We start from the raw sequence: 26971 nt of genomic DNA, 5'->3' as shown, positions 1-26971 counted from the left end.
CATGCATTTCACCATTCAACGCGAAGCCCTGTTGAAACCCCTGCAACTGGTCGCCGGTGTCGTAGAGCGCCGTCAGACCTTGCCGGTCCTGTCCAACGTATTGCTGGTCGTACAAGGCCAGCAACTGTCGTTGACCGGTACCGACCTGGAAGTCGAACTGGTAGGCCGCGTACAACTGGAAGAGCCAGCCGAGCCTGGCGAAATCACTGTGCCGGCGCGCAAGCTGATGGACATTTGTAAAAGCCTGCCGAACGACGCCCTGATCGATATCAAGGTCGACGAGCAGAAACTGTTGGTGAAGGCCGGTCGCAGCCGCTTCACCCTGTCGACCCTGCCAGCCAATGACTTCCCGACTGTGGAAGAAGGCCCGGGTTCGCTGACCTGCAACCTGGAACAGAGCAAGCTGCGCCGTCTGATCGAGCGCACCAGCTTCGCCATGGCCCAGCAGGATGTGCGCTACTACCTCAACGGCATGCTGCTGGAGGTTTCCCGTAACACCCTGCGCGCAGTTTCCACTGACGGCCACCGCCTGGCGCTGTGCTCCATGACCGCGCCGATCGAGCAGGAAGATCGCCATCAGGTCATCGTGCCACGCAAAGGTATCCTGGAACTGGCCCGCCTGCTTACCGACCCGGAAGGCATGGTCAGCATCGTCCTGGGCCAGCACCACATTCGCGCCACAACCGGTGAATTCACCTTCACCTCCAAGCTGGTAGATGGCAAGTTCCCGGACTATGAGCGTGTACTGCCCAAGGGCGGCGACAAGCTGGTGGTCGGTGATCGCCAGGCTCTGCGTGAAGCCTTCAGCCGTACTGCGATTCTTTCCAACGAAAAGTACCGCGGTATTCGCCTGCAACTGGCTGCTGGCCAACTGAAAATCCAGGCCAACAACCCCGAGCAGGAAGAAGCTGAAGAAGAGATCAGCGTGGACTACGAAGGTAGCTCGCTGGAAATCGGCTTTAACGTCAGCTACCTGCTGGACGTGCTGGGCGTGATGACTACCGAGCAAGTTCGTCTGATCCTGTCCGACTCCAACAGCAGTGCGCTGCTGCAGGAAGCTGGCAATGACGATTCTTCCTACGTTGTCATGCCGATGCGCCTGTAACCTGTAGCAGGCGCAATGTCCCTTCGACGGATCATGGTCACCGCGGTGCGCAACTTGCACCCGGTGACCCTCTCGCCCTCCCCCCGCATCAATATCCTTTACGGCGCCAACGGCAGTGGCAAGACCAGTGTGCTTGAAGCTGTGCACTTGCTCGGGCTGGCGCGGTCATTTCGCAGCACCCGCCTGAACCCGGTTATCCAGTACGAACAGCCTGCCTGTACCGTATTTGGCGAAGTGCAGTTGGCTGATGGTGGCACCAGCAACCTGGGTGTATCCCGAGAGCGGCAGGGAGAATTCACCATACGCATCGATGGGCAAAATGCACGTAGCGCCGCCCAGCTGGCGGAACTGTTACCGCTGCAGCTGATCAACCCAGACAGTTTCCGGCTGTTGGAAGGTGCCCCGAAAATACGCCGCCAGTTCCTGGATTGGGGTGTGTTCCACGTGGAACCTCGTTTTTTGCCAGCCTGGCAACGGCTGCAGAAGGCGCTGAGGCAGCGGAACTCATGGTTGCGTCATGGTACACTTGACGCAGCTTCGCAAGCCGCCTGGGACCGGGAATTGTGCCTGGCCAGCGCGGAAATAGATGAATACCGTCGCAACTACATCAAGGCCTTGAAGCCTGTCTTCGAGCGAACCCTGAGCGAACTGGTCGAGCTGGACGGGTTGACCCTGAGCTACTACCGAGGCTGGGACAAGGACCGGGAACTGCAAGAAGTACTCGCATCCTCTCTCCTTCGCGATCAGCAGATGGGCCATACACAGGCCGGTCCGCAGCGTGCTGATCTGCGTCTTCGTCTGGCTGCCAATAACGCGGCCGACATCCTGTCGCGTGGTCAGCAAAAGCTGGTGGTGTGCGCATTGCGCATTGCCCAAGGCCACCTCGTCAGCCAGGCTCGTCGCGGTAACTGTATTTATCTCGTGGATGACTTGCCGTCCGAACTGGACGACAAGCATCGCCGCGCGCTGTGCCGCTTGCTTGAAGAATTACGCTGCCAGGTGTTCATCACCTGTGTAGATCACGAATTACTGAGGGAAGGCTGGCAGACGGAAACGCCAGTTGCTTTGTTCCACGTGGAACAAGGCCGTATCACCCAGACCCACGACCATCGGGAGTGAAGGCATGAGCGAAAATCAAACGTACGACTCCTCCAGCATCAAGGTGCTGAAAGGTTTGGATGCCGTACGCAAGCGTCCCGGCATGTACATTGGCGACACCGATGATGGTAGCGGCCTGCACCACATGGTCTTCGAGGTGGTCGACAACTCGATCGACGAAGCCCTCGCCGGTCACTGCGATGACATCACCGTCATCATCCACACGGACGAATCCATCAGCGTGCGCGACAATGGTCGCGGCATTCCGGTCGACGTGCATAAAGAAGAAGGCGTTTCCGCAGCCGAGGTCATCATGACCGTACTGCACGCCGGCGGTAAGTTCGACGATAACTCCTACAAGGTATCTGGCGGCTTGCACGGCGTAGGTGTTTCTGTTGTGAACGCCCTGTCCGAGAAGCTCGTGCTGACCGTTCGCCGTAGCGGCAAGATCTGGGAGCAGACCTACGTTCACGGCGTACCACAAGCGCCGATGGCTGTTGTCGGTGAAAGCGAAACCACCGGTACCCACATCCACTTCAAGCCGTCGGCTGAGACCTTCAAGAATATTCACTTCAGCTGGGACATCCTGGCCAAGCGTATTCGCGAGTTGTCGTTCCTCAACTCGGGCGTTGGCATTTTGCTGAAGGATGAGCGCAGCGGTAAGGAAGAGTTCTTCAAGTACGAAGGCGGCCTGCGTGCGTTCGTCGAGTACCTGAACACCAACAAGACGCCAGTCAACTCCCAGGTGTTCCACTTCAGCGTTCAGCGTGAAGACGGCGTGGGCGTGGAAGTTGCTCTGCAGTGGAACGACAGCTTCAACGAAAACCTGCTGTGCTTCACCAACAACATTCCACAGCGCGACGGTGGCACCCACTTGGTGGGCTTCCGTTCTTCGCTGACCCGTAGCCTGAACAGCTACATCGAACAGGAAGGCCTGGCCAAGAAGAACAAGGTGGCGACCACGGGTGACGACGCCCGTGAAGGCCTGACCGCGATCATCTCGGTGAAAGTACCGGACCCCAAGTTCAGCTCGCAGACCAAAGACAAGCTGGTTTCCTCGGAGGTGAAAACCGCCGTGGAACAGGAGATGAACAAGTACTTCTCCGACTTCCTGCTGGAAAACCCGAACGAGGCCAAGGCCGTCGTTGGCAAGATGATCGACGCTGCTCGTGCGCGTGAAGCAGCACGTAAAGCCCGCGAGATGACTCGCCGCAAAGGTGCGCTGGATATCGCCGGCCTGCCAGGCAAGTTGGCGGACTGCCAGGAGAAGGACCCTGCCCTTTCCGAACTGTACCTGGTGGAGGGTGACTCCGCAGGTGGCTCGGCCAAGCAAGGTCGTAACCGTCGTACCCAGGCGATCTTGCCGCTGAAGGGTAAGATCCTGAACGTCGAGAAAGCACGCTTCGACAAGATGATCTCGTCCCAGGAAGTAGGCACGCTGATCACTGCGCTTGGCTGTGGTATCGGCCGCGAAGAGTACAACATCGACAAGTTGCGTTATCACAACATCATCATCATGACCGATGCTGACGTTGACGGTTCGCACATCCGTACCCTGCTGCTGACCTTCTTCTTCCGTCAGTTGCCGGAGCTGGTCGAGCGCGGCTACATCTACATTGCCCAGCCTCCACTGTACAAGGTGAAAAAAGGCAAGCAGGAGCAGTACATCAAGGACGACGAGGCCATGGAAGAATACATGACCCAGTCGGCCCTGGAAGACGCAAGCCTGCACCTGGACGAGTCGGCACCAGCGGTTTCTGGCGTGCAGCTGGAAAGCCTGGTGAACGAATTCCGTAGTGTCATGAAGACCCTCAAGCGCCTGTCGCGCTTGTACCCGGAAGAGCTGACCGAGCACTTCGTCTACCTGCCTGAGGTGACCCTGGAGCAGTTGGGTGACCACGCGGTGATGCAAGCCTGGCTGGCCAAGCTGCAGGAGCGTCTGAACTCCAGCCAGAAGTCTGGCCTGGCTTACAACGCCAGCCTGCGTGAAGACAAAGAACGCAACGTATGGCTGCCGGAAGTGGAAATCACCTCCCACGGCCTGGCCAGCTACATCACGTTCAACCGTGACTTCTTTGGCAGCAATGACTATCGGACAGTCGTCAACATCGGTGCCAAGCTCTCCAGCCTGTTGGGTGAAGGTGCTTACGTACAACGTGGTGAACGCCGCAAGGCAATCGTCGAGTTCAAGGAAGGCCTGGACTGGCTGATGAACGAGACCACCAAGCGTCACACCATCCAGCGATACAAAGGGCTGGGTGAGATGAACCCGGACCAGCTGTGGGAAACCACCATGGACCCGACCGTTCGCCGTATGCTCAAGGTCACGATCGAAGATGCAATCGCTGCTGACCAGATCTTCAACACCCTGATGGGTGATGCAGTCGAGCCGCGTCGTGAGTTCATCGAAAGCAACGCGTTGTCGGTGTCGAACCTGGACTTCTGATCAGGTCTAAATCGACAGGCACTAAAAAGCCCGCTGATGCGGGCTTTTTAGTGTCTGCAAAAAATCAGTAGCCGGTAAGAATGTTCACGATCCTGCCACTGGCGATCGACATCAACACATAGTCACCGTTCACATACAGCCAACGGTGGTCACGCGGTGGCGCATACAGGTGGCGCGCTTTCCAGTCGGTCACCCAGTAACGGTCACCACGGTAATGCGGGTCCACGGCATGACCACGCTGCCATTGCTGATGAGGTACCGGCATGCCTTTTTGTGGACGGAAGTTCGGATCACGGTAAGCAGGACCTCGGCCATTGTCATGTCGGCCCTGTTGCTGCGGCTGACCATGCGGCGAGTTGCCTTGGTGCGATGGGCCGCCATCATGTCGGTCGGGTGGGCCCGGCTGCGCGAAGCTGGCCAACGGTGCGCTGAACATGAGCGCGGCGCAGATCACGGTTAGGGTTTTCTTCATGTGTTGCGGTCCTCTGCCTATTAACGCCCGGTTGTCACTGTCTGGGTACCGGGTGCGGTTAACCAATCAGACCACGGTTCTAGCCGTTTAATGTAAGGGCAGAGGTAAAGGTCGGGTAAAGGTGCAGGTGGGGCGAACACCGTGGAGCGTTTGCCGATATTCGTTAATTCAGCCCCAGGGCCTTCAAGCGGCGATAGAGCGTGCGTTCACTCATGCCAAGATGGCTGGCAAGTTCGCTACGCGAGCCCTTGAACTGTTCCAGCGCCTGCGCCAGCTCACCCAAGTCATTACGACGGCCGCTTCCTCTCAGCGCTGCCACCGGCCCGATATCTTCCGGTAAGTGCTCAGGTCGAATCAGCCCGTCATCGGCAAACAGACGCGCCCTTTCCAGTATGTTGCGCAGTTCGCGGATATTGCCCGGAAACGCATGCAACCCAAGTTGCTGCAAGGCATCGTCACTCAGCCTGGGCGTTGGCTTGCCGGCCGTGGCCATGCGCTGCAGCAGGCTCTGCGCGAGCAGCGGCAGGTCTTCTACCCGCTCACGCAATGCCGGCAGGCGAATCGGAAAGCCGCTGATACGGTAATACAGGTCTTCACGGAAGGTGCCGTCCGCCACCATCTGTTTGAGCGGCTTGTGGGTGGCCGATACCAGGCGGAAATCCGAATGCACCGTGCGCAGGCTGCCCACCGGGCGGAAGCTGCCAGACTCGATCAGACGCAGCAGCTTCACCTGCATTGCCAGCGGTACTTCGCCAATTTCGTCGAGGAACAGGGTGCCGCCATGGGCTGCCTCAGCCAAGCCGATCTTGCGTTGGTTGGCACCGGTGAACGCGCCTTTCTCATAACCGAACAACTCGCTTTCGAACAACGACTCCGTCAGGCCAGTGCAGTCCACCACCACCAGGGGGCCGTTTGCTCTGGGGCTGCCCATGTGCACCGCACGGGCGAACAGTTCTTTACCGCTACCGGACTCACCCTGCAGCAGCACCGGGATCTGCGCTGGCGCCGCACGTTGCAGGCTGGCCAAGGCAGCCTTGAAAGCTGGGGCGCGGCCGACCAGGCCTTGCTCCTGAGGTTGCGCTGACGCGAGGGTGATGGTGGTCAGGCGTTCGACAAAGGCCACCACCCTGCCCTGTTCATCCAGAATCGGGCGCAGCTCGACATCGACATGCTCGGGGCCGCGTGGTGTGTGATGAACATGCAGCACGCGTTCGGGCACCTTGCTGTCCCACGCCTTGCGCAGGGGGCAATGCTCACCGGCCTGGTCGCACGGTACGGCATAGTGGTGCGAGACCTTGTGACACTTCTCACCCAGCGGTGCCTGGTCATCACGGCCGAACTGACGGCGATAGGCGGCGTTGGCGGCCAGGATGTTGTAGTCGGTGTCCAGCACGATTGCCGGCAGGGCATCGTGCTCAAGGTAGGAAACCAGAGCTAGGATGAGGGGATGGGCTTCAGGCATGACGGCACCGTTTGGATGACCGGGGCAGCGTAACAAGGACTGCCAAACACTGCCATTGGCTGACAGTCGACTGCCACATGTTCTGCCACCAGTGCTGCCAGCTGCCTGTGACGGACCGGTTTCATTGGCGCAAGCGCGCTGCAAAGCCTGGCATGCATCTTGATAAACCTCCTGTCACTGCCTACGCCTTACAAGGTGGGGCGGATTAATTGGAGAACGTGATGATCATCGGCAACAACCTGCACGTGGACGCCTTTTACGATGAGGCGACCTCGACCATCAGCTATCTGGTCATGGACCGTGAAACCCGGCAATGCGCGTTGATCGACAGTGTGCTGGATTACGACCCCAAGTCCGGGCGCACCTGCACCGCTTCGGCGGATCGCCTGATCGAGCGCGTGACCGAGTTGAATGCCAGCGTGCGCTGGGTGCTGGAAACCCATGTACACGCTGACCATCTTTCAGCGGCCGCCTACCTGAAGGAAAAGTTGGGCGGCCACACCGCGATCGGCGCGCACATCACCCAGGTGCAGAAAGTATTCGGCGCGTTGTTCAATGCAGAGCCTGGCTTCGCCCGTGATGGCAGCCAGTTCGATGTGCTGCTCGAAGATGAGGAAGGGTTCCGCATCGGCAACCTGCACGCCCGGGCAATGCACACCCCCGGGCACACGCCCGCGTGCATGAGTTTCATGATCGAAGACGCCGGCGAGATCGCGGTGTTTGTGGGTGACACCCTGTTCATGCCCGACTACGGTACTGCCCGCTGCGACTTCCCTGGGGCCGATGCCCGTACCCTGTATCGCTCTATCCGTCGTCTGCTGGCTTTCCCCGACCAGACCCGGCTGTTCATGTGCCACGACTACCTGCCAGGTGGCCGCGACATGCAGTACGTCACCACCGTGGCCGAGCAGCGCGCCAGCAACATTCATATTCACCAAGGCGTCGACGAGGACAGTTTCGTCGCCATGCGCGAAGCCCGTGACAAGACCCTCGACATGCCGGTGCTGATCCTGCCTTCGGTGCAGGTGAACATGCGCAGCGGCCAGCTCCCCGCGCCAGAAGAGAATGGCGTGAGCTATCTGAAAATCCCGCTGAACAAGCTGTAACCGCCCTGCCCCATAATCAGATTTCCAGGATTTACCGCCATGCCTGCCTTGTTGTCCCCTGCCAATACCGACCACCACAAAGTCGTCATCGTCGGTGCCGGTGCCGCTGGTATCGCCACCGCTTCCAGCCTGGTCAGCCGTGACCCATCGCTGGACGTTGCCTTGATCGACCCTGCCGACGTGCATTACTACCAACCCGGCTGGACCATGGTCGGTGCCGGTGTATTCACGGCACCGAGTACCGCCCGCACCATGGCCTCGACCATCCCGCGCGGTGTGCGCTGGGTCAAGGCGCGGGTGCAGGGTTTCGACCCTCTGGGCCAACTGGTCATCCTTGAGGACGGCCGCGCCATCAGCTACGAACAGCTGGTGGTCTGCCCCGGGCTCACGCTGGACTGGGCGGCCATCGATGGGCTCAGCGAAACCCTGGGCCGCAACGGTGTCACCTCCAACTACCGCTACGACCTCGCGCCCTACACCTGGGAGCTGGTGCAGAAACTCAAGCAAGGCCGCGCCGTGTTCAGCCAGCCGCCCATGCCGATCAAATGTGCGGGCGCGCCGCAAAAGGCGCTGTACCTGTCTTGCGACCACTGGTTGCGCAACGGCCATCTTGGTGCGGTGAAAGCCAGCTTCTTCAATGCCGGTGCAGTCTTGTTCGGTGTGGCGGACTATGTGCCCGCGCTGATGAAGTACATCGAAAAATACGCGGTGGACCTCAATTTCTCCCACCGGCTGGTTGCCGTGGATGGCCCGAACAAGCGCGCCACCTTCGTGCGCACCCTGCCCGATGGCAGCAGCGAAACGCGCATCGAGGCTTTTGACATGCTCCATGTGGTACCGCCGCAAGTGGCGCCGGCGTTTATTCGCGAAAGCCCGTTGGCCGATAATGGTGGCTGGGTCGATGTCGATCCGCATACCCTGCGCCATCGCAAGTACACCAACATCCATGCCCTGGGTGACGTGGCCAATACCAGCAATGCCAAGACCGCCGCAGCGGCCCGCAAGCAGGCGCCGGTCGTGGCCAACAACGTGCTGGTGGCATTGGGCCGGCTGCCCACCCTCGCCCAGTACGATGGCTATGGTTCGTGCCCGCTGACGGTAGAGCGCGGCAAGATCGTCCTGGCCGAGTTCACCTATGGCGGCAAACTGGCACCGAGCTTTCCCAGTTGGTTGCTGGATGGCCGCAAGCCGACGCGTCTGGCCTGGTTGCTCAAGGCGCAGGCGCTGCCGCCGCTGTACTGGCAAGGCATGCTCAAGGGCCGCGAGTGGCTGGCGCGCCCGCAGCTGGTAGCCGAGGGTGGCCAGTGATCGAACATCAATTGTTGGGGGCCGGCCTGGGCGCGATCATCGGTGCGGTGCTGGCGTTGACCGGCGCCGGCGGTGGCATCCTTGCTGTGCCCTTGCTGGTGTTCGGCCTGGGGCTGTCGATGGTCGAGGCTGCACCGGTCGGCCTGTTGGCCGTAGGCATGGCGGCGGCGGTTGGCGCAGTGCTGGGGCTGCGTCAGGGGTTGGTGCGTTATCGGGCGGCGCTGTTTATTGCGCTGATCGGTGTAGCGGCGGCGCCGTTCGGGCTGATGCTGGCGCACCGTCTGCCGAATACACCGTTGCAGTTGGTATTCGCCGGGGTACTGGTTTATGCCTGCCTGCGGATCTGGCGCAAGGCTGCCAAGGAACTGCGCGGTGAGGCCAATGACGCCCATCGCTACATCGAACCTTGTGTGCTGAACCCGTTGCAAGGCCGCTTGCGCTGGACCCTGCCCTGCGCGCGAGCCCTGGCATTTACCGGTGCTTTGTCTGGGTTGCTGTCGGGTCTGCTCGGGGTTGGCGGTGGTTTTGTCATCATCCCGGCCCTGAACCGCTATACCAATCTGCGCATGGCCAGCATCGTGTCCACCTCGCTGGCGGTGATCGCACTGGTGTCCACCGGCAGTGTGGTCAGCGCCAGCCTTGCCGGCGTCATGCACTGGCAGGTCGGCGCCCCGTTTGCCGTCGGTGCGGTGCTCGGCCTGTTGCTGGCGCGGCCATTGGCGGCCAGGCTGGCTGGGCCGCGCTTGCAGCAGCTGTTTGCCATCGCCGGTTGGGGGGCGGCAGCGTTACTGGCTGGCAAGGCGCTATTGGGCTAGCAACTCGTCCTGTTGGGCCGCACACAATGCCAGCAGGTAGTCCCACACCACCCGCAGGCGCACAGACTTGTGCAGCTCACGGCGGGTGCATATCCAGTAGCTGCGCTGGATGGTCTCACCCGGCAGCACGCGCACCAGTGTCGGGTCGTGGCGCGCCATGTAGTTGGGCAGTACGGCGATGCCTAGCCCGGCGCGGGCGGCAGCTTGCTGGGCAATGACGCTGGTGCTGCGAAACACCACGGTGGGTGCCCGGCAGAAGCTGTTGAGAAACAGCAGCTCCTGGCTGAACAGCAGGTCGTCGACGTAGCCGATCCAATTGTGCCTGGCCAGGTCTTCGCGGTTGCACAACGGCGGCGCGCGGTCCAGGTAGCCCTGGCTGGCGTACAGCGCCAGGCGGTAGTCGGTGAGCTTGCGGGTTATCAACAGGTCGGCGTTGGGCCGTTCCAGGTGAATGCTGATTTCCGCTTCGCGGTTGAGGATGCTGACAAAGCGCGGCACCGCCACCAGTTCTACCTCCAGGCCCGGGTAGCGCTCGAACAACGCGTTCATGCGTGGGGTGAAAAACATGATGCCGATGCCTTCGGTCACCCCTAGGCGAATCTTGCCCAACGGGGTGATGGCCTGGGTGATTTCTTCCTGTGCCAACAGCGCGACGTTTTCCATGGCTTCGGCGTGTTTGAGCAGGGCTTGGCCGGAGGGCGTCAGCTCGTAACCCTGGGCATGCTGTACAAACAGCGCAGTGCCCAGGCTTTGCTCGATGCTCTCGATGTGCCGGGCCACGGTGCTGTGGGTAGTGTTGAGGCGCTTGGCGGCGGTAAGCAGCCTGCCGCTGCGCTGCAACTCGAGGAAAAACCGCAGATCGTTCCAGTCGAACATGCTGATCCTTGTGGCTGTTCGTCCGGCCCTTTCGCGGGTAAACCCGCTCCCACAGGGACAGCGCCGCCTTTAGAAGTAGCGCCGAACCTGTGGGAGCGGGTTTACCCGCGAAGAGGCCGGTAAGACTTACCCCTGTGCTAAAACGCACAACGGCTGCGCGAAATCTCGTGTTTCACCCACGAAATTACGCACTAAGATGGATCGGGACAAGAATAAAAAACGGGCGCGAGGTTGCACATGCCATCAGCCGATTCTGTCTTCGACTACGTGGTCGTAGGGGCCGGTCCCGCCGGTTGCCTGCTGGCCAACCGTTTGTCCGCCGACCCTTCCTGCCGCGTTTTGCTGCTGGAAGCAGGTGGCCGCGACAACTACCCCTGGATTCACATACCCGTCGGTTACCTCTACTGCATCGGCAACCCCCGTACCGACTGGTGCTTCAAGACCGAGGCACAGCCCGGCCTTGGCGGTCGCGCCTTGGGCTACCCACGTGGCAAGGTGCTCGGTGGCTGTTCCTCGATCAACGGCATGATCTACATGCGCGGCCAGGCGGCCGACTATGACCGCTGGGCCGAGCAAGGCAATGACGGCTGGGCCTGGAAGGACGTGCTGCCGCTGTTCAAGGCCAGCGAAAACCACTTCGCCGGCGCCAGTGAGCACCACGGCGGCGACGGCGAATGGCGCGTCGAGCGCCAGCGCTACAGCTGGCCGATCCTCGATGCTTTCCGTGATGCCGCCGAACAAAGCGGCATCGGCAAGGTCGACGACTTCAACACCGGCGACAACCAGGGCTGTGGATACTTTCAGGTCAACCAGCGCAGCGGCGTACGCTGGAACGCATCCAAAGCTTTCCTGAGGCCGATAAAGGACCGCGCCAACCTCACCGTGCTGACCGGAGTTCAGGTTGACCAGGTACTGCTCAACAACACCCGGGCGCGGGCCGTGAAAGCATTTTGGCAAGGCGCCTGGCACGAGTTTGCGTCGCGTCGCGAAATCATCCTCTGCGCCGGCGCCGTTGGTTCACCCGGTATTCTGCAACGCTCCGGCATCGGCCCGCGCCAGCTGCTGGAAAGCCTGGGCATTGGTGTACGCCACGATATGCCGGGCGTGGGTGGCAACCTTCAGGACCACCTGCAACTGCGCCTGATCTACCAGATCCGCAACACCCGCACCTTGAACCAGATGGCCAACAGCCTCTGGGGCAAGATGGGCATGGGCCTGCGCTACCTCTATGACCGCAGCGGCCCGCTGGCCATGGCGCCGAGCCAGCTGGGCGCGTTCGTGCGCTCGGGCCCGGAACAGGCCACCGCCAACCTGCAGTATCACGTACAGCCCCTGTCACTGGAGCGCTTCGGTGAGCCGCTGCACCCGTTCCCGGCCTTTACCGCATCGGTGTGCAACCTGCGCCCGGTAAGCCGCGGGCGTATCGATATCAGCAGCACCGACATGAACAGCACGCCGCTGATCGACCCCAACTACCTCAGCGACCCACAGGACCTGCGCGTGGCCGCCGATGCCATCCGCCTCACCCGGCGCATCGTGCAGGCCCCTGCCCTTGCAGCGTTCGACCCCAAGGAATACCTGCCAGGCCCAGCCCTGCAAACCGAGCAAGAGCTGTTTGAGGCAGCCGGCAAGATTGGCACCACCATCTTCCACCCGGTGGGTACCTGCCGCATGGGCAGCGGTGCCCTGGACGTTGTGGATAACCAGCTGCGCGTACACGGCATCCCCGGTTTGCGCGTGGCCGATGCCTCGATCATGCCGCAGATCACCTCCGGTAATACCTGTTCACCGACCCTGATGATCGCCGAGAAGGCGGCGCAATTGATCCTCAAAGGAGCCGCTACCCAGACCTACTTGAACGAAGACGCAATACCGACCCCCTGACCCGGGAGCATGCAACACCGGCGGCTCGCGGTCAGAAGCCGCCGACAGTGGAACAAAAAGAATAATCACTGTGGCCTGCGGGCCGAGGACAGCAACGATGTCGGATTACATCCAGGAACAGGATGCGGTGGCCAGCAGCCCCAGCCGCCGTGAAGAACGCAAGATCATTTTCGCGTCATCCCTCGGGACGGTTTTCGAGTGGTATGACTTTTTTCTCTACGGAGCGCTGGCAGCGGTCATCAGCAAGCAGTTCTTTGCTGGGGTGAACGACACCACCGCCTTCATCTTCGCCCTCATGGCCTTCGCCGCCGGCTTTCTGGTGCGGCCTTTCGGTGCATTGGTGTTCGGCCGCCTGGGCGACATGATCGGGCGCAAGTACACCTTCCTGGTCACCATCGTGCTGATGGGCCTGTCCACCTTCGCCGTGGGGCTGTTGCCCACCTATGCCAGCATCGGCATTGCCGCACCGATCATCCTGGTGATCCTGCGCATGCTGCAGGGGCTGGCGCTGGGCGGTGAGTACGGCGGTGCTGCCACCTATGTGGCCGAGCATGCGCCCCAGGGCAAACGGGGCTTCTACACCGGTTTCATCCAGTCCACCGCCACCCTTGGCCTGTTGCTGTCGCTGCTGGTGGTGCTGGGCAGCCGCTACATCAGTGGCGACCAGTTCGAAACCTGGGGCTGGCGCTTGCCGTTCCTGCTGTCGATCGTGCTGCTGGCCATCTCCACCTGGATCCGCATGAGCATGCACGAGTCGCCGGCCTTCGTAAAAATGAAGGCCCAGGGAAAGGTCAGCAAGTCGCCGATCCGTGAGTCGTTCACCTCCTGGCCGAACCTGAAAGTGGTGCTGACCGCACTGTTCAGCATCAACGCCGGGCAAGCCGTGACGTTCTACACGGCGCAGTTCTACGTGCTGTTCTTCATGACCCAGATGCTGAAAATGGACCCGGCCCAGGCCAACACCCTGCTGATCATCAGTGTGGTGATTGGGGCGCCGTTCTTCGTGTTCTTCGGCTGGTTGTCGGACCGCATTGGCCGCAAGCCGATCCTGATGCTCGGCCTGCTGCTGGCCACGGTGCTGTACTTCCCGCTGTTCAAGGCGCTGAGCCACTACGCAAACCCTCAGATCGACGCCGCCAGCCGGCAGGCGCCGATCGTGGTCACCGCCGACCCGCAAAGCTGCACCTTCCAGTTCGACCCGGTGGGCAAGGCGCGTTTCGACAGCCCGTGCGACAAGGTCAAGACGTTCCTGGTCAAGCAGGGCCTGCCGTACAGCTCGGTGAGCGTGGCCGGCAGTGATGTGGTGGTCAACATTGGTGAGAAGACCATCAATGGCTATGACGAAGCGGCCATGCGCACCGCAGTGGAGCAGGCTGGCTACCCGGCCAAGGCCGACCCAGGGCAGGTCAACCAGGTAATGGTGGTGGTGCTGATCGTGGCGATGATTCTGATCGCGACCATGACCTATGGCCCGCTGGCGGCCGTGATGGTCGAACTGTTCCCGACCCGCATCCGCTACACCTCGATGTCCCTGCCCTACCATATTGGCAATGGCTGGTTCGGCGGCTTCCTGCCAACCGTGTCGTTCGCGCTGGTGGTGTATACCGGGGATATCTTCTACGGGCTGTGGTACCCGGTGCTGGTGACCGGGATCAGTTTGGTCGTGGGGATTTTCTGCCTTAAAGAGACCAAAGACGTGGATCTCGACAAGGTCTGATGCTGTTCACAGGGCACAAAAAAACCGGCTGTAAAAGCCGGTTTTTTTATGCCCCAAAAAAACTTATGCACGATTTTAAGAAAAATGTCACACGTAGAAATAAACAGCTAATTCAACTACTTAGCGTTCACTTCAAGCATTTGATGGAAAAACTGCTCACAAGTTATCCACAGATCATCAAGCCGTCTGCTGTTGGGTTTTTTCATCGGCTGGCGGCAGCGAACCCAGGGCCCGTTGGGTGGCTTCGTTCCACGCTGCAGCGCGGTCGTTGAGTTCGGCGATGGCACGTGGCCCGGTGCCATTGGCGTACATCGGCTCGCCAATCACCACTTCGATGGTGCCTGCACGCTTGCCCCACCCGGTCTTCGGCCAGAACTTGCCGGCATTGTGGGCAATCGGCAGCACCGGCAGCCCGGCATTCACGGCCAACGCGGTACCGCCGCGGGAGAACTTGCCCACGGTGCCGTACGGCACGCGGGTGCCTTCCGGAAAGATCAGCACCCAAGTCTTCTGCTTGAGCAGCTCGTCGCCTTTGCTCGCCACCTGGCGCAACGCTTCCTTGGGGTTGTCGCGGTTGATCGCGATCGGCCGCAGCATGGCCATGGCCCAGCCGAAGAACGGCACGTACAGCAGCTCGCGCTTGAGCACCTGGCTCAGCGGCGAAAAGTACTGGGAAAGGAAGAAGGTTTCCCAGGTGCTCTGGTGGTTGGACAGAATCACACAGGGCTCATTCGGCACGTTCTCGGCGCCGGTGACCTTGTAGTCAATGCCGAGAATGGTGCGCACCAGGAACAGCGCGCAGCGACACCAGTACACGTTGATGAACCTGTAGCGCTTGGGGAACGACAGGAACGGCGCGATGAAGAAGCTCAGCGAGCACCACAGCAGCGAACTGGTGCCCAGCAGCAGGTAAAAAAGAAAGATTCTGATCGCCTGCAGGATCGACATAGTGGCTTGTACCATTGCGGGGCATGCCCGCCTGAGAAAAATGCGCCCGAAGGCGCACTGTTTAAATTAGTTCTCTGGCGATAGCTGCCAGATCGTCGAAAATCAGTGTAGTTTCAGGGACGCCTTTTTCCAGGGTCCGCTCGCCCTTGCCGGTTTTTACCAACACGGGTTGTGCACCGACGGCCAGGGCGGCCTCCAGGTCACCTTTGCTGTCACCGACGAACCAGACGCCTTGCAGGGCGACCCGGTAATGCTCGGCAATCGCCACCAGCATGCCAGGCTTTGGCTTGCGGCAATCGCAGCCTTCGTCCGGCCCGTGCGGGCAATACACGATATGGCCCACCTCGCCACCCTGCTCCGCCACCAGCGCGCGCAGGCGTGCGTGCATGGCTTCCAGGGTTGCCAGTGTGTAATAGCCACGGGCAATGCCGGACTGGTTAGTGGCCACGGCCACCGTCCAGCCCGCTTTGCTCAACTGCGCAATGGCCTCGACCGAGCCAGGGATCGGCACCCATTCTTCCAGCGTCTTGATGTAGGCGTCGGAGTCATGGTTGATGACCCCGTCACGGTCGAGAATCAGCAGTTTCAAGGCTTACCCCAGCAGCGAAATGTCGGCCACGCCCAGGAACAGGCCGCGCAGGCGGCTGAGCAGGGCATAACGGTTGGCGCGTACTTTGGCGTCTTCAGCGTTGACCATCACCGCCTCGAAGAAGGCGTCGACCGGGTCACGCAGGGCCGCCAGGCGGGCCAGCGATTCACTGTACTGGCGTGCAGCAGCCATCGGTTGCACGGCCTGGTCGGCCTGCTGGATGGCCGAGTACAGGGAGAACTCGTTGGCGTTGTCGAAGTACTTTGGCTCGACCTGTTCGGCGATGGCGCCTTCGGCCTTGCTCAGCAGGTTCGATACACGCTTGTTCACCGCGGCCAAAGCTTCGGCTTCTGGCAGCTTGCGGAAGGCCTGCACTGCCTGTACGCGCTGGTCGAAGTCCAGGGCCGAGCCTGGCTGCAGTGCACGCACCGACAGGTAGGTGGCCACGTCGATGCCTTCGTCTTCGTAACGCGCACGCAGGCGGTCGAAGATGAATTCCAGTACCTGTTCGGCCAGGCCGGCGGCCTTGACCTTGGCGCCGAACTGCTTGACTGCGAACTCGACCGCACCAGTCAGGTTCAGGTCCAGCTGCTTCTCGATCAGGATGCGCAGCACGCCTAGGGCGGCACGGCGCAGGGCGTACGGGTCCTTGCTACCGGTGGGCAGCATGCCGATGCCGAAGATGCCAACCAGGGTGTCGAGTTTGTCGGCGATGGCCACGGCAGCACCCGTAAGGGTCTGCGGCAGCTCGGCGCCAGCACCGCGCGGCATGTACTGCTCGTTCAGGGCCAGGGCGACGTCCTGCGGCTCACCATCGTTGAGCGCGTAGTAGTAACCGGCAACACCCTGCATTTCTGGGAATTCGCCAACCATTTCGGTGGCCAGGTCGCATTTGGACAGCAGGCCGGCACGACCGGCGCGCTGGGCGTCGCCGCCGATCAGCGGGGCAATGAACGCAGCCAGTCTGGAAACCCGCTCGGCCTTGTCGTACACCGTGCCCAGCTGAGCCTGGAACACCACGTTTTTCAGGCGCTCGTTGAAGGTTTCCAGCGGCTGCTTCTTGTCCTGCTTGAAGAAGAACTCGGCGTCGGTCAGGCGTGGGCGCACGACCTTCTCGTTGCCTTGCACGATCTGCTTCGGATCGCGGCTCTCGACGTTGGCCACGGTAATGAAGCGCGGCAGCAGCTTGCCTTCGCTGTCCAGCAGGCAGAAGTACTTCTGGTTGTCCTGCATGGTGGTGATCAGGGCTTCTTGTGGCACATCGAGGAAACGTTCCTCGAACGAGCACACCAGCGGCACTGGCCATTCGACCAGGGCGGTCACTTCATCCAGCAGCGCAGGCGGCACGATGGCGGTGCCTTCCTGCTGCATGGCCAGCTCGGCGGTACGCTTGCTGATCAGCTCGCGGCGCTCGGCGAAGTCGGCCAGCACGTAGGCTTTGCGCAGGTCTTCGACGTAGTTGGCCGGGGTGGTGATGACCACGTTTTCCGGGTGGTGGAAGCGGTGGCCACGGGATTCACGGCCGGCTTTCTGCGACAGGATGGTGCAGTCGACCACCTGGTCGCCCAGCAGCATCACCAGCCATTGGGTCGGGCGCACGAACTCTTCACGGCTGGCCGCCCAGCGCATGCGCTTGGGAATTGGCAGGTCGTTGAGCGAATCTTCGACGATGGTTGGCAGCAAGCCGACGGTGGACTTGCCCGGGATATGCTGGGAGAAGCGCAGCTTGGCGCCGCTCTGGTCGATTTCCGACAGATCTACACCGCATTTCTTGGCAAAGCCAAGAGCAGCCTGGGTCGGCTCGCCGTCTTTGAAAGCAGCCTGCAGGGGCGGGCCGTCGATATTGATGCTGCGGTCGGGCTGCTGCACGTCCAGCTGGCGGATCAGCACGGCCAGGCGGCGCGGCGCCGCGTACACCTGCTTGCCGGTGTAGTTCAGGCCAGCGGCCTGCAGGCCTTTCTCGATGCCGGCCAGGAAGGCGTCGCCGAGGGTGGCCAGGGCTTTGGGTGGCAGCTCTTCGGTGCCCAGTTCTACCAGGAAATCTTGAGCACTCATTGTGCAGCCTCCAGCTTAGCCAACACTTCGTCACGCAGTTCAGGGGTGGCCATCGGGAAGCCCAGGCGTGCGCGGGCTTGCAGATAGCTTTGCGCCACGTCCCGGGCCAGGGTACGTACACGCAGGATGTAACGCTGGCGCTCGGTTACCGAGATGGCGCGGCGGGCGTCCAGCAGGTTGAAGGTGTGCGAGGCCTTCAGGACCATTTCGTAGGTCGGCAACGGCAGATCCAGCTTGATCAGGCGGTTGGCTTCGCTTTCGTAGAAGTCGAACAGTTCGAACAGCTTGTCGACGTTGGCGTGTTCGAAGTTGTAGGTCGACTGCTCCACTTCGTTCTGGTGGAACACGTCGCCGTAGGTGACCTTGCCGAACGGGCCGTCGGCCCATACCAGGTCGTACACCGAGTCGACGCCCTGGATGTACATGGCCAGGCGCTCCAGGCCGTAGGTGATTTCACCGGTGACCGGGTAGCACTCGATACCGCCCACTTGCTGGAAGTAGGTGAACTGGGTGACTTCCATGCCGTTGAGCCAGATTTCCCAGCCCAGGCCCCAGGCGCCGAGGGTCGGCGATTCCCAGTTGTCTTCGACGAAGCGGATGTCGTGCACCAGCGGGTCCAGGCCGATGGCTTTCAGCGAGCCGAGGTACAGCTCCTGGAAGTTGGCCGGGTTGGGCTTGAGCACGACCTGGAACTGGTAGTAGTGCTGCAGGCGGTTTGGGTTTTCGCCATACCGCCCGTCGGCAGGGCGACGGCTAGGCTGCACGTAGGCGGCGTTCCAGGTCTCTGGGCCGACGGCGCGCAGGAACGTGGCGGTATGGAAAGTGCCGGCGCCTACTTCCATATCGTAGGGCTGAAGCACCACACAACCTTGAGCTGCCCAGTAGTTCTGCAGGGCGAGGATCAGGTCTTGGAAGGTACGCACGGCTGGCGTAGGCTGGCTCACGAAATTCACCTGTATCTGGGGATGCGGATGTAAAGAGCGGGAGTATAACCTGATTCGCCTCGCCCTCTACTCATTGGAGCCTTATGCCACGCTGCTTTTGGTGTACCGACGATCCGTTGTACCAGGCCTACCACGACCAGGAATGGGGAACGCCACAGCGTGACCCGGCGTTGCTCTTCGAGATGCTTTTGCTCGAAGGGTTCCAGGCCGGGCTTTCGTGGATAACCGTTTTGCGCAAACGCGAGCGTTATCGCCAGGTGATGTACGGCTTCGACCCGGTACAACTGGCCGCCATGAATGACGAACGTATCGAAGAACTGATGCAGGATGCTGGCATCATCCGCAATCGCCTCAAGCTCAAGGCTGCGCGGCGCAATGCCCAGGCCTGGCTGGCTGTGGATAACCCGGCCGAATGGCTATGGTCGTTCGTTGGCGGCGAGCCGAAGATCAACCACTTCGAAGTGCGCGGCGACGTGCCGGCTGTCACCGACGAAGCCAAGGCCATGAGCAAGGCGCTGCAGAAAGCCGGCTTCACCTTTGTCGGCCCGACCATCTGCTACGCCTTCATGCAGGCCACCGGCATGGTCATGGACCACACCACCGATTGCGATCGCTACGCCGCCTTGTTGCGCTGAGGGGTTACAATGCGCGCCTTGCTGAAATAAGGAATTCGCCTGTGGAAAAGTTCAAGGGCGCCCTGATGGTCGGGGTGCTGCGCCTGTTTGCCAAGCTGCCCTGGGGCGCTGTACAGCGCGTGGGCGCGGGTATTGGCTGGCTGATGTGGAAGGTCCCCAACGGTTCGCGCAACGTGGTGCGGATCAACCTGGCCAAGTGTTTCCCGGAGATGGACCCGGTTGCCCGTGAGCAGCTGGTTGGCCAGGCGCTGCGGGATATCGGCAAGTCCTTCGTCGAAAGTGCCTGTGCCTGGATCTGGCCGCCGCAGCGTTCGCTGGAGCTGGTCAAGGAAGTGCACGGCCTGGAAGTGCTGGAGCAGGCCCTGGCCTCGGGCAAGGGCGTGGTGGGAATCACCAGCCACCTGGGCAACTGGGAAGTGCTGAACCACTTCTACTGCAACCAGTGCAAACCGATCATCTTCTACCGCCCGCCGAAGCTCAAAGCGGTGGATGACCTGCTGCGTGAGCAGCGCGTGCAGATGGGCAACCGCGTGGCGCCTTCGACCAAGGAAGGCATCCTCAGCGTCATCAAGGAAGTGCGCCGTGGTGGCCAGGTAGGCATCCCCGCCGACCCTGAGCCGGCGGAATCGGCAGGGGTGTTCGTGCCGTTCCTGGGTACCCAGGCGCTGACCAGCAAGTTCGTGCCGAACATGCTGGCCGGTGGCAAGGCTGTGGGGGTATTCCTGCATGCGCTGCGGCTGCCGGATGGTTCGGGCTTTCGGGTGATCCTGGAAGCAGCGCCGGAAGCGATGTACAGCACCGATGTGACCGAGTCGGCGGCGGCGATGAGCAAGGTGGTCGAGCGCTATGTGCGCGAGTACCCGAGCCAGTACATGTGGAGCATGAAGCGCTTCAAGAAGCGCCCGGCTGGCGAGCCGCGCTGGTATTGAGTTATCCACTGCTCTTACAGCAGGCTGAATGCAATTCTGGCTGCTGTAGCAGGGACTCTGTGGGAGCGGGTTTACCCGCGAATGCAATGTTGGCTTCACCGACGCATTCGCGGGTGAACCCGCTCCCACAGGGACCGCGTCAACCTGCTGCTTTATTGAGTTTCTTCAGGAACACAGTCATCTCTTTCTCGGCCTGCTTGTCCCCATGGGCCTGCGCCGCCACGATCCCGTCTTCCCAGGCCTTGCGCGCCGCTGCCAGGTCACCCTGCAACTGATGCGCCTTGCCCAGCAGCTTCCACGCCGCGGAATACTTGGAATCCTGCTCCACACAGCGTGCCAGGTGCACCGCCGCTTCAGCGCCGTTGCCTTCATCCAGCCAGGCCTTGCCCAAGCCAAACCTCAGCAGCGGGTTATCCACACCCTTGGCCAGCATTTTCTCCAGCGATTCGCGCATGCCCTCTTCTCCTAGAAGAAACTCAAGCCAACGTGGAACAGCTTTTCCACATCCCGAATGTGTTTTTTATCCACAACGAACAGGATCACATGGTCACCCGATTCGATCCTGGTGGCGTCGTGGGCGATCATCACCTCTTCGTCCCGGATGATGGCGCCGATGGTGGTACCCGGCGGCAGGGCGATGTCTTCGATGGCTTTGCCAACCACCTTGCTCGACTTCGCGTCCCCGTGTGCCACCGCCTCGATGGCCTCGGCCGCACCACGGCGCAGCGAGTGAACGCTGACGATGTCGCCCCGGCGCACGTGCGCCAGCAGCGTGCCGATGGTGGCCAGCTGCGGGCTGATGGCGATGTCGATATCACCGCCCTGCACCAGGTCGACATAGGCCGGGTTGTTGATGATGGTCATCACCTTGCCCGCGCCTAGGCGCTTGGCCAGCAGCGACGACATGATGTTGGCTTCGTCATCGTTGGTCAGGGCCAGGAAGATGTCGGCGTCGGCGATGTTCTCTTCGAGCATCAGGTCCTTGTCCGAGGCGCTGCCCTGCAGCACCACAGTGCTTTCCAGGGTATCGGAGAGGTGCCGGCAGCGCGCCGGGTTCATCTCGATGATCTTCACCTGATAGCGGCTCTCGATGGCTTCGGCCAGGCGTTCGCCGATCTGCCCACCGCCGGCGATGACGATGCGCTTGTTGGTCTCGTCGATGCGGCGCAGCTCGCCCATCACCGCGCGGATGTCCTTCTTGGCGGCGATGAAGAACACTTCGTCGTCAGCTTCGATCACGGTGTCGCCACGTGGGGTGATCGGCCGGTCGCGGCGGAAGATGGCTGCCACGCGGGTGTCGACGTTGGGCATGTGCGCACGGATCTGGCGCAGTTGCTGGCCGACCAGCGGGCCGCCGTAGTAGGCCTTCACCGCTACCAGCTGGGCCTTGCCTTCGGCGAAGTCGATCACCTGTAGCGAGCCTGGGTGCTCGATCAGGCGCTTGATGTAGTTGGTCACCACCTGCTCGGGGCTGATCAGCACATCAACCGGGATATGGTCGTTGTGGAACAGCTCCTCGCGGGTGAGGTAAGACGATTCACGCACCCGGGCGATCTTGGTCGGGGTGTGGAACAGCGAATAGGCCACCTGGCAGGCGACCATGTTGGTTTCGTCGCTGTTGGTCACTGCCACCAACATGTCGGCGTCGTCGGCACCGGCCTGGCGCAGCACCGTCGGCAGCGAGCCACGGCCCTGCACGGTACGGATGTCCAGGCGGTCACCGAGGTCGCGCAAGCGCTCGCCATCGGTGTCGACCACGGTGATGTCGTTGGCTTCGCTGGCCAAGTGCTCTGCCAGCGTACCGCCTACCTGCCCTGCGCCGAGGATGATGATCTTCATCCGCTACTCCCTACCGTTTGTACTTATCCGCGAGAGGCGGCGATCTTGATCAGCTTGGCATAGTAGAAGCCGTCGTGGCCGCCTTCCTGGGCCAGCAACTGGCGGCCGTGGGGCTGGCGCAGGCCGGCCTCGGTGGCCAGGTCCAGCTCACGGGCGCCCGGGGTGCGGGCAAGGAAGGCGCCGATCACTTCGGTGTTCTCGGTCGGCAGGCTGGAGCAGGTGGCGTACAGCAGCATGCCGCCTACTTCCAGTGTCGGCCACAGGGCATCGAGCAGCTCGCCTTGCAGCGTTGCCAGGGCCGGGATGTCGTCGGCCTGGCGGGTCAGCTTGATGTCCGGGTGGCGGCGAATTACGCCGGTGGCCGAACACGGCGCGTCGAGCAGGATGCGCTGGAACGGCTTGCCGTCCCACCAGCTGGCGGTGTCGCGGGCATCGCAGGCGATCAGCTCGGCGTCCAGTTGCAGGCGGTCGAGGTTCTCGCGCACGCGGGTCAGGCGCTTAGCTTCGAGGTCGATGGCCACCATCTGCGCCAGGCCGGCTTCGGCCTCCAGCAGGTGGCAGGTTTTGCCACCCGGGGCGCAACAGGCGTCCAGCACGCGCTGGCCAGGGGCCAGTTCGAGCAGGTCGGCAGACAACTGCGCGGCTTCGTCCTGCACGCTCACCCAACCCTCGGCAAAGCCTGGCAGGCCGCGCACGTCGCAGGCCTCGGCCAGCACGATGCCGTCACGGCTGTACTGGCAGGCGCTGGCGCCAATGCCCGCTTCGGCCAGCAGTGCCAGGTAGGCATCGCGGCTGTGATGACGGCGGTTGACCCGCAGTATCATCGGCGGGTGGGCGTTGTTGGCGGCGCAAATGGCTTCCCACTGCTCTGGCCAAAAGGCTTTCAGCGCCTTTTGCAACCAGCGCGGGTGGGCGGTGCGTACCACTGGGTCGCGCTCCATGCCGGCGAGCAGTTCTTCGCCTTCGCGCTGGGCGCGGCGCAGCACGGCATTGAGCAGGCCCTTGGCCCACGGCTTTTTCAGCTTGTCGGCACAGCCCACGGTTTCGCCGATGGCGGCGTGGGCCGGAATGCGGGTGTAGAACAACTGGTACAGGCCGACCAGCAGCAGCGCCTGCACATCGGCGTCGGCGGCCTTGAAAGGTTTTTGCAGCAGTTGCGCGGCCAGCAGGTCGAGGCGAGGCTGCCAGCGTGCGGTGCCGAACGCCAGGTCCTGGGTCAGGCCACGGTCGCGTTCATCGACCTTGTCCAGTTGTGCGGGCAGCGAGCTGTTCAGCGAGGCCTTGCCACTGAGCACAGCGGCAAGGGCACGGGCGGCGGCGAGACGTGGGTTCATTGGCCCAGCACCTTGCCGGCGGCGAACTTCTCGCGGCGGCTGTTGAACAGGTCGCTGAAGTTAAGCGCCTTGCCGCCGGGCAGTTGCAGGCGGGTCAGGCTCAGCGCCAGGTCGCCGCACGCAACGACCAGGCCGTCCTTGCTGGCGGACAGGATTTCGCCCGGGGCGCCCTTGCCTGTGGACAAGTTGGCGGCCAGCACCTTCACGCTTTCGCCATCGAGGGTGCTGTGGCACACCGGCCACGGGTTGAAGGCGCGGATCAGGCGCTCCAGCTCAACGGCAGGGCGGGTCCAGTCGATGCGTGCCTCGTCCTTGTTCAGCTTGTGTGCGTAGGTAGCCAGGGCATCGTCCTGCACCTCACCTTGCAGCGAACCGTCGGCCAGCCCGGCAATGGCCTGAACGACTGCAGGCGGGCCCATTTCGGCCAGGCGGTCGTGCAAGGTGCCGCCGGTGTCGTCGGCGCTGATCGGGGTGACTACCTTGAGCAGCATCGGACCGGTGTCCAGGCCAGCTTCCATGCGCATCACGGTCACGCCGCTTTCGGCGTCGCCGGCTTCCACGGCGCGCTGGATCGGCGCGGCACCGCGCCAGCGTGGCAGCAGGGAGGCGTGGCTGTTGATGCAGCCCAGGCGCGGGATATCCAGCACTGCCTGCGGCAGGATCAGGCCGTAGGCGACCACCACCATCAGGTCTGGTTTGAGCGCGGCCAGTTCGGCCTGTGCATCGGCGTTGCGCAGGGTCTGCGGCTGGAACACCGGGATGTCATGGGCGACGGCCAGTGCCTTGACCGCACTTGGCATCAGCTTCTGGCCACGGCCGGCCGGGCGGTCGGGCTGGGTGTAGACGGCCACGATCTCGTAAGGGCTGTCGAGCAGGGCCTTGAGGTGTTCGGCGGCAAACTCTGGAGTGCCTGCAAAGACGATGCGCATGGAGTTCTCGCTTCAAAATAGAAAAAGGCTTGCCGGAGCAAGCCTTCTGGAAGGTAGGGATCAGGCTTGCTGGCGGTGCTGCTTTTCCAGCTTCTTCTTGATCCGGTCGCGCTTGAGCTGCGACAGGTAGTCAACGAACAGCTTGCCGTTGAGGTGATCGAATTCGTGCTGCACGCACACCGCCAGCAAGCCTTCGCATTCCAGCTCGTACGGCTTGCCGTCGCGGTCCTGGGCCTTGACCCGTACCCGCAGCGGGCGGTCGACGTTCTCGTAGAAGCCGGGCACCGACAGGCAGCCTTCCTGGTACTGGCCCATGTCGTGGGTCAGTTCTTCGACGGTGGGGTTGATGAAGACGCGCGGCTCGCTGCGGTCTTCGCTGAGGTCCATGACCACGACCTGCAGGTGCACGTTGACCTGGGTGGCGGCCAGGCCGATACCAGGGGCTTCGTACATGGTTTCAAACATGTCGTCGATCAGCTGACGCAGGGCGTCGTCGAACTCCGTCACCGGTTTGGCGATAGTGCGCAGGCGCGGGTCCGGGAATTCGAGAATGTTCAAGATGGCCATAAGGTCAGGCAGTCACTGTGCGTTCGGTTGAAAACTGAGCACACATAATAAAGGGAAACGGGGATTTCGGCACCTGGCAAGCTCGTCTAGGGTGTCTATGGGCTTGATAGCCCCCAGCCAATGGACAGGTTTTCAAAGTGTTACTCACAGAGTTATCCACAGGTTGTGCCACGTAGATGGCCCTGTTTCGATCAAGGACGATCCCCATGCCCAGTTACCATTCGTCGCTCTGCCCGCCTGCCGAACTGGAGGCGCGATTACGCCTGCATCGCTTGCCCGAGACAGGATTGCGACGTTTTCGCACCTTGCTGGATGCGTTCGGCAGCGCCTCTAGCGCGCTTAGCGCTCCCGGTTCGGCCTGGCGAGCGTTGGGCATCCCCCAAGCCACCATCGATGCCCGGCGCAGTGCCGAGGTACGCGAGGGCGCGCTGGCCGCAATGGCCTGGTTAGAGCGCCCCGGCCAGCATTTGCTGATGTGGGACGGCCCTGGCTACCCTGCCTTGCTGGCAGAAATCGACGATGCCCCGCCGCTGCTTTTCGTTGCCGGCGACCCGGCCTTGCTCGACCGCCCTCAGCTGGCCATCGTGGGCAGCAGACGTGCCACACCCCCGGCGCTCGACACTGCCCGGGCATTTTCCCGCTACCTTGCGCAAGCCGGTTTCACCATTACCAGCGGGCTGGCGGTGGGTGTCGACGGTGCCGCTCATCGGGCCGCGTTGCAGGCCGGTGGGTGCACGATTGCCGTGCTCGGTACGGGGCTGCAAAAACTTTATCCACAGCGCCATCAAGAGCTTGCGCTGGCGATGATCGACAACGGCAGTGCGCTGGTTTCGGAGTATCCGCTGGATGCCGGGCCACTGCCCGGCAACTTCCCACGGCGCAACCGCATCATCAGCGGCTTGTCGCTGGGCGTGCTGGTGGTCGAGGCCAGCTTGGCCAGTGGCTCGCTCATCACTGCGCGCCTGGCGGCCGAGCAAGGCCGCGAGGTGTATGCCATTCCGGGTTCCATTCACCACCCGGGGGCCAAGGGCTGTCACCAGCTGATCCGGGATGGGGCACTGCTGGTGGAAACGGTGGAGCAAATCCTGGAAAGCCTGAAGGGTTGGCAGAACCTGCCGCCTGCAGTTGTGGACAGGTTCGACCATCCCCTGCTTGCCCTGCTGCATGCAGCGCCTCAAACCAGCGAAAGCCTTGCGCACTGCAGCGAGCTGCCGCTGGCCGAGGTGTTGGCGCAGCTGACCGAGCTGGAGCTGGAAGGCCGGGTCAGCAATGAAGCCGGGCATTGGTTTGCCCGCGCGGGCTAAGTACACTGCGCACAAGCAAGGTATTCAGGCGGAGTAACAGCAATGGTGAGCAGTTTTCGTGTGCAGCAAGCCGCACGTGAGATCCGGGCGGGCGCAGTAATCGCCTATCCGACGGAAGCGGTCTGGGGCCTGGGCTGCGACCCATGGAACGAGGACGCGGTGTATCGCCTGCTGGCGCTGAAATCGCGGCCTGTGGATAAAGGGCTGATTCTGATCGCTGACAACATCCGCCAGTTCGACTTCCTGTTCGAGGACTTCCCCGAAGACTGGATCGACCGCATGGGCAGCACCTGGCCGGGGCCGAATACCTGGCTGGTGCCGCACCAGGACCTGCTGCCCGAGTGGGTCACCGGGCAGCATGACACGGTGGCGCTGCGCGTCAGTGACCACCCGGTGGTGCGTGAACTGTGCGCACTGGTGGGGCCGCTGATTTCCACCTCGTGCAACCCCGGCGGTCGCCCGGCAGCGAAGACCCGGTTGCGGGTTGAGCAGTACTTCCATGGGCAGTTGGACCTGGTGCTTGGCGGGGCGCTGGGGGGGCGGAAGAACCCGAGTGTGATTCGCAACCTGGCAACCGGCGAGGTTGTGCGCCCGGGCTGATACCGCTGG

At 62.1% G+C, this 26971-nt stretch carries 24 protein-coding genes; 12 read left to right on the top strand and 12 right to left on the bottom strand.

Features of this window, described 5'->3' with window-relative positions; translation table 11 throughout:
• Position 1 precedes the first annotated feature (1 nt).
• Genes dnaN through gyrB form a run of 3 tightly spaced genes read left to right on the top strand, consistent with a single transcriptional unit; the run spans position 2 to position 4649 of the window.
• Positions 2-1105 (top strand): DNA polymerase III subunit beta, encoded by a 1104-nt coding sequence (gene dnaN, locus ABI582_RS04080; RefSeq protein WP_016497344.1) that lies wholly within the window; start codon positions 2-4, stop codon positions 1103-1105.
• A gap of 15 nt (positions 1106-1120) precedes the next feature.
• Positions 1121-2224 (top strand): DNA replication/repair protein RecF, encoded by a 1104-nt coding sequence (gene recF / locus ABI582_RS04075; RefSeq protein WP_442118474.1) that lies wholly within the window; start codon positions 1121-1123, stop codon positions 2222-2224.
• 4 nt (positions 2225-2228) lie between these two features.
• Positions 2229-4649: a DNA topoisomerase (ATP-hydrolyzing) subunit B gene (gene gyrB / locus ABI582_RS04070; RefSeq protein ID WP_016497346.1), complete on the top strand. Its 2421-nt coding sequence runs from the start codon at positions 2229-2231 to the stop codon at positions 4647-4649.
• Positions 4650-4713: 64 nt separating this feature from the next.
• Here the strand turns inward: gyrB and ABI582_RS04065 are convergent, their stop codons facing one another.
• Together ABI582_RS04065 and ABI582_RS04060 are read right to left on the bottom strand one after the other, a co-directional pair.
• Positions 4714-5121 carry an RcnB family protein gene (locus ABI582_RS04065; RefSeq protein WP_338745673.1) on the bottom strand — a complete coding sequence of 136 codons (408 nt, stop codon included), beginning with the start codon at positions 5119-5121 and terminating at the stop codon, positions 4714-4716.
• A 163-nt stretch (positions 5122-5284) separates the two neighbouring features.
• On the bottom strand, positions 5285-6583 hold the full coding sequence (locus ABI582_RS04060; RefSeq protein ID WP_442118473.1) for a sigma-54 interaction domain-containing protein: 1299 nt from the start codon (positions 6581-6583) through the stop codon (positions 5285-5287).
• Positions 6584-6804: 221 nt separating this feature from the next.
• Here ABI582_RS04060 and ABI582_RS04055 point away from each other — a divergent pair, with 221 nt between their 5' ends.
• From ABI582_RS04055 to ABI582_RS04045, 3 genes are read left to right on the top strand one after another with little or no spacing between them, the layout of a single operon-like run.
• A complete protein-coding gene (locus ABI582_RS04055; protein ID WP_338745675.1) occupies positions 6805-7689 on the top strand; it encodes an MBL fold metallo-hydrolase in 885 nt (294 codons plus the stop codon).
• A gap of 39 nt (positions 7690-7728) precedes the next feature.
• Positions 7729-8997, top strand: a complete 1269-nt coding sequence (locus ABI582_RS04050) for an NAD(P)/FAD-dependent oxidoreductase (protein ID WP_174370288.1) — start codon at positions 7729-7731, stop codon at positions 8995-8997.
• Positions 8994-9812 carry a sulfite exporter TauE/SafE family protein gene (locus ABI582_RS04045; RefSeq protein WP_442118472.1) on the top strand — a complete coding sequence of 273 codons (819 nt, stop codon included), beginning with the start codon at positions 8994-8996 and terminating at the stop codon, positions 9810-9812. Before ABI582_RS04050 ends, ABI582_RS04045 begins: the two co-directional genes overlap by 4 nt.
• Here ABI582_RS04045 and ABI582_RS04040 read toward each other — a convergent pair.
• Positions 9801-10688: a LysR family transcriptional regulator gene (locus ABI582_RS04040; protein ID WP_258654424.1), complete on the bottom strand. Its 888-nt coding sequence runs from the start codon at positions 10686-10688 to the stop codon at positions 9801-9803. The genes ABI582_RS04045 and ABI582_RS04040 overlap by 12 nt on opposite strands.
• Before the next feature lie 237 nt (positions 10689-10925).
• Between ABI582_RS04040 and ABI582_RS04035 the strand changes: the two genes are divergently transcribed.
• Entirely contained in the window at positions 10926-12572 is a 1647-nt protein-coding gene (locus ABI582_RS04035) for a GMC family oxidoreductase (protein ID WP_229609558.1), read from the top strand.
• Between the two features lie 97 nt (positions 12573-12669).
• Positions 12670-14289 carry an MFS transporter gene (locus ABI582_RS04030; protein WP_442118471.1) on the top strand — a complete coding sequence of 540 codons (1620 nt, stop codon included), beginning with the start codon at positions 12670-12672 and terminating at the stop codon, positions 14287-14289.
• Positions 14290-14466: 177 nt separating this feature from the next.
• On the opposite strand, the gene ABI582_RS04025 is transcribed toward ABI582_RS04030, so the two are convergent.
• The 4 genes from ABI582_RS04025 to glyQ are packed head-to-tail and all read right to left on the bottom strand — an operon-like array spanning position 14467 to position 18825.
• On the bottom strand, positions 14467-15252 hold the full coding sequence (locus tag ABI582_RS04025; protein ID WP_019471029.1) for a lysophospholipid acyltransferase family protein: 786 nt from the start codon (positions 15250-15252) through the stop codon (positions 14467-14469).
• 46 nt (positions 15253-15298) lie between these two features.
• The gene (gene gmhB, locus ABI582_RS04020) at positions 15299-15826 is read right to left on the bottom strand and encodes a D-glycero-beta-D-manno-heptose 1,7-bisphosphate 7-phosphatase (protein WP_442118470.1); all 528 of its coding nucleotides are present in this window, start codon (positions 15824-15826) and stop codon (positions 15299-15301) included.
• 3 nt (positions 15827-15829) lie between these two features.
• Positions 15830-17881 (bottom strand): glycine--tRNA ligase subunit beta, encoded by a 2052-nt coding sequence (gene glyS, locus ABI582_RS04015; protein ID WP_442118469.1) that lies wholly within the window; start codon positions 17879-17881, stop codon positions 15830-15832.
• Positions 17878-18825, bottom strand: a complete 948-nt coding sequence (gene glyQ / locus ABI582_RS04010; RefSeq protein ID WP_012269869.1) for a glycine--tRNA ligase subunit alpha — start codon at positions 18823-18825, stop codon at positions 17878-17880. The genes glyS and glyQ overlap by 4 nt, the downstream gene beginning before the upstream one ends.
• Positions 18826-18908: 83 nt before the next feature.
• Here glyQ and ABI582_RS04005 point away from each other — a divergent pair, with 83 nt between their 5' ends.
• Both ABI582_RS04005 and ABI582_RS04000 read left to right on the top strand, forming a co-directional pair.
• A complete protein-coding gene (locus ABI582_RS04005; protein ID WP_258654427.1) occupies positions 18909-19460 on the top strand; it encodes a DNA-3-methyladenine glycosylase I in 552 nt (183 codons plus the stop codon).
• A 41-nt stretch (positions 19461-19501) separates the two neighbouring features.
• Positions 19502-20389: a lysophospholipid acyltransferase gene (locus ABI582_RS04000; protein WP_016489937.1), complete on the top strand. Its 888-nt coding sequence runs from the start codon at positions 19502-19504 to the stop codon at positions 20387-20389.
• Between the two features lie 139 nt (positions 20390-20528).
• On the opposite strand, the gene ABI582_RS03995 is transcribed toward ABI582_RS04000, so the two are convergent.
• Genes ABI582_RS03995 through def form a run of 5 tightly spaced genes read right to left on the bottom strand, consistent with a single transcriptional unit; the run spans position 20529 to position 25058 of the window.
• Positions 20529-20843, bottom strand: a complete 315-nt coding sequence (locus ABI582_RS03995; protein WP_442118468.1) for a hypothetical protein — start codon at positions 20841-20843, stop codon at positions 20529-20531.
• Positions 20844-20854: 11 nt separating this feature from the next.
• The gene (trkA, locus tag ABI582_RS03990; protein WP_019473744.1) at positions 20855-22228 is read right to left on the bottom strand and encodes a Trk system potassium transporter TrkA; all 1374 of its coding nucleotides are present in this window, start codon (positions 22226-22228) and stop codon (positions 20855-20857) included.
• 23 nt (positions 22229-22251) lie between these two features.
• Positions 22252-23562, bottom strand: a complete 1311-nt coding sequence (gene rsmB, locus ABI582_RS03985) for a 16S rRNA (cytosine(967)-C(5))-methyltransferase RsmB (RefSeq protein ID WP_132846300.1) — start codon at positions 23560-23562, stop codon at positions 22252-22254.
• Positions 23559-24491, bottom strand: coding sequence for a methionyl-tRNA formyltransferase (gene fmt, locus ABI582_RS03980; RefSeq protein WP_442118467.1), 933 nt, complete (start codon positions 24489-24491; stop codon positions 23559-23561). Before fmt ends, rsmB begins: the two co-directional genes overlap by 4 nt.
• Positions 24492-24551: 60 nt before the next feature.
• Positions 24552-25058: a peptide deformylase gene (gene def / locus ABI582_RS03975; RefSeq protein WP_016497369.1), complete on the bottom strand. Its 507-nt coding sequence runs from the start codon at positions 25056-25058 to the stop codon at positions 24552-24554.
• 206 nt (positions 25059-25264) lie between these two features.
• Between def and dprA the strand changes: the two genes are divergently transcribed.
• A complete protein-coding gene (gene dprA / locus ABI582_RS03970; RefSeq protein ID WP_442118466.1) occupies positions 25265-26362 on the top strand; it encodes a DNA-processing protein DprA in 1098 nt (365 codons plus the stop codon).
• 42 nt (positions 26363-26404) lie between these two features.
• The gene (locus tag ABI582_RS03965; protein WP_011953122.1) at positions 26405-26962 is read left to right on the top strand and encodes an L-threonylcarbamoyladenylate synthase; all 558 of its coding nucleotides are present in this window, start codon (positions 26405-26407) and stop codon (positions 26960-26962) included.
• Positions 26963-26971: the final 9 nt, after the last annotated feature.

The sequence above is a fragment of the Pseudomonas sp. SAS7 genome, assembly GCF_052112345.1.
GTDB classification, from domain to species: Bacteria; Pseudomonadota; Gammaproteobacteria; order Pseudomonadales; family Pseudomonadaceae; genus Aquipseudomonas; species Aquipseudomonas putida_Q.
This window is presented reverse-complemented; position numbering and strand designations above follow the sequence as displayed.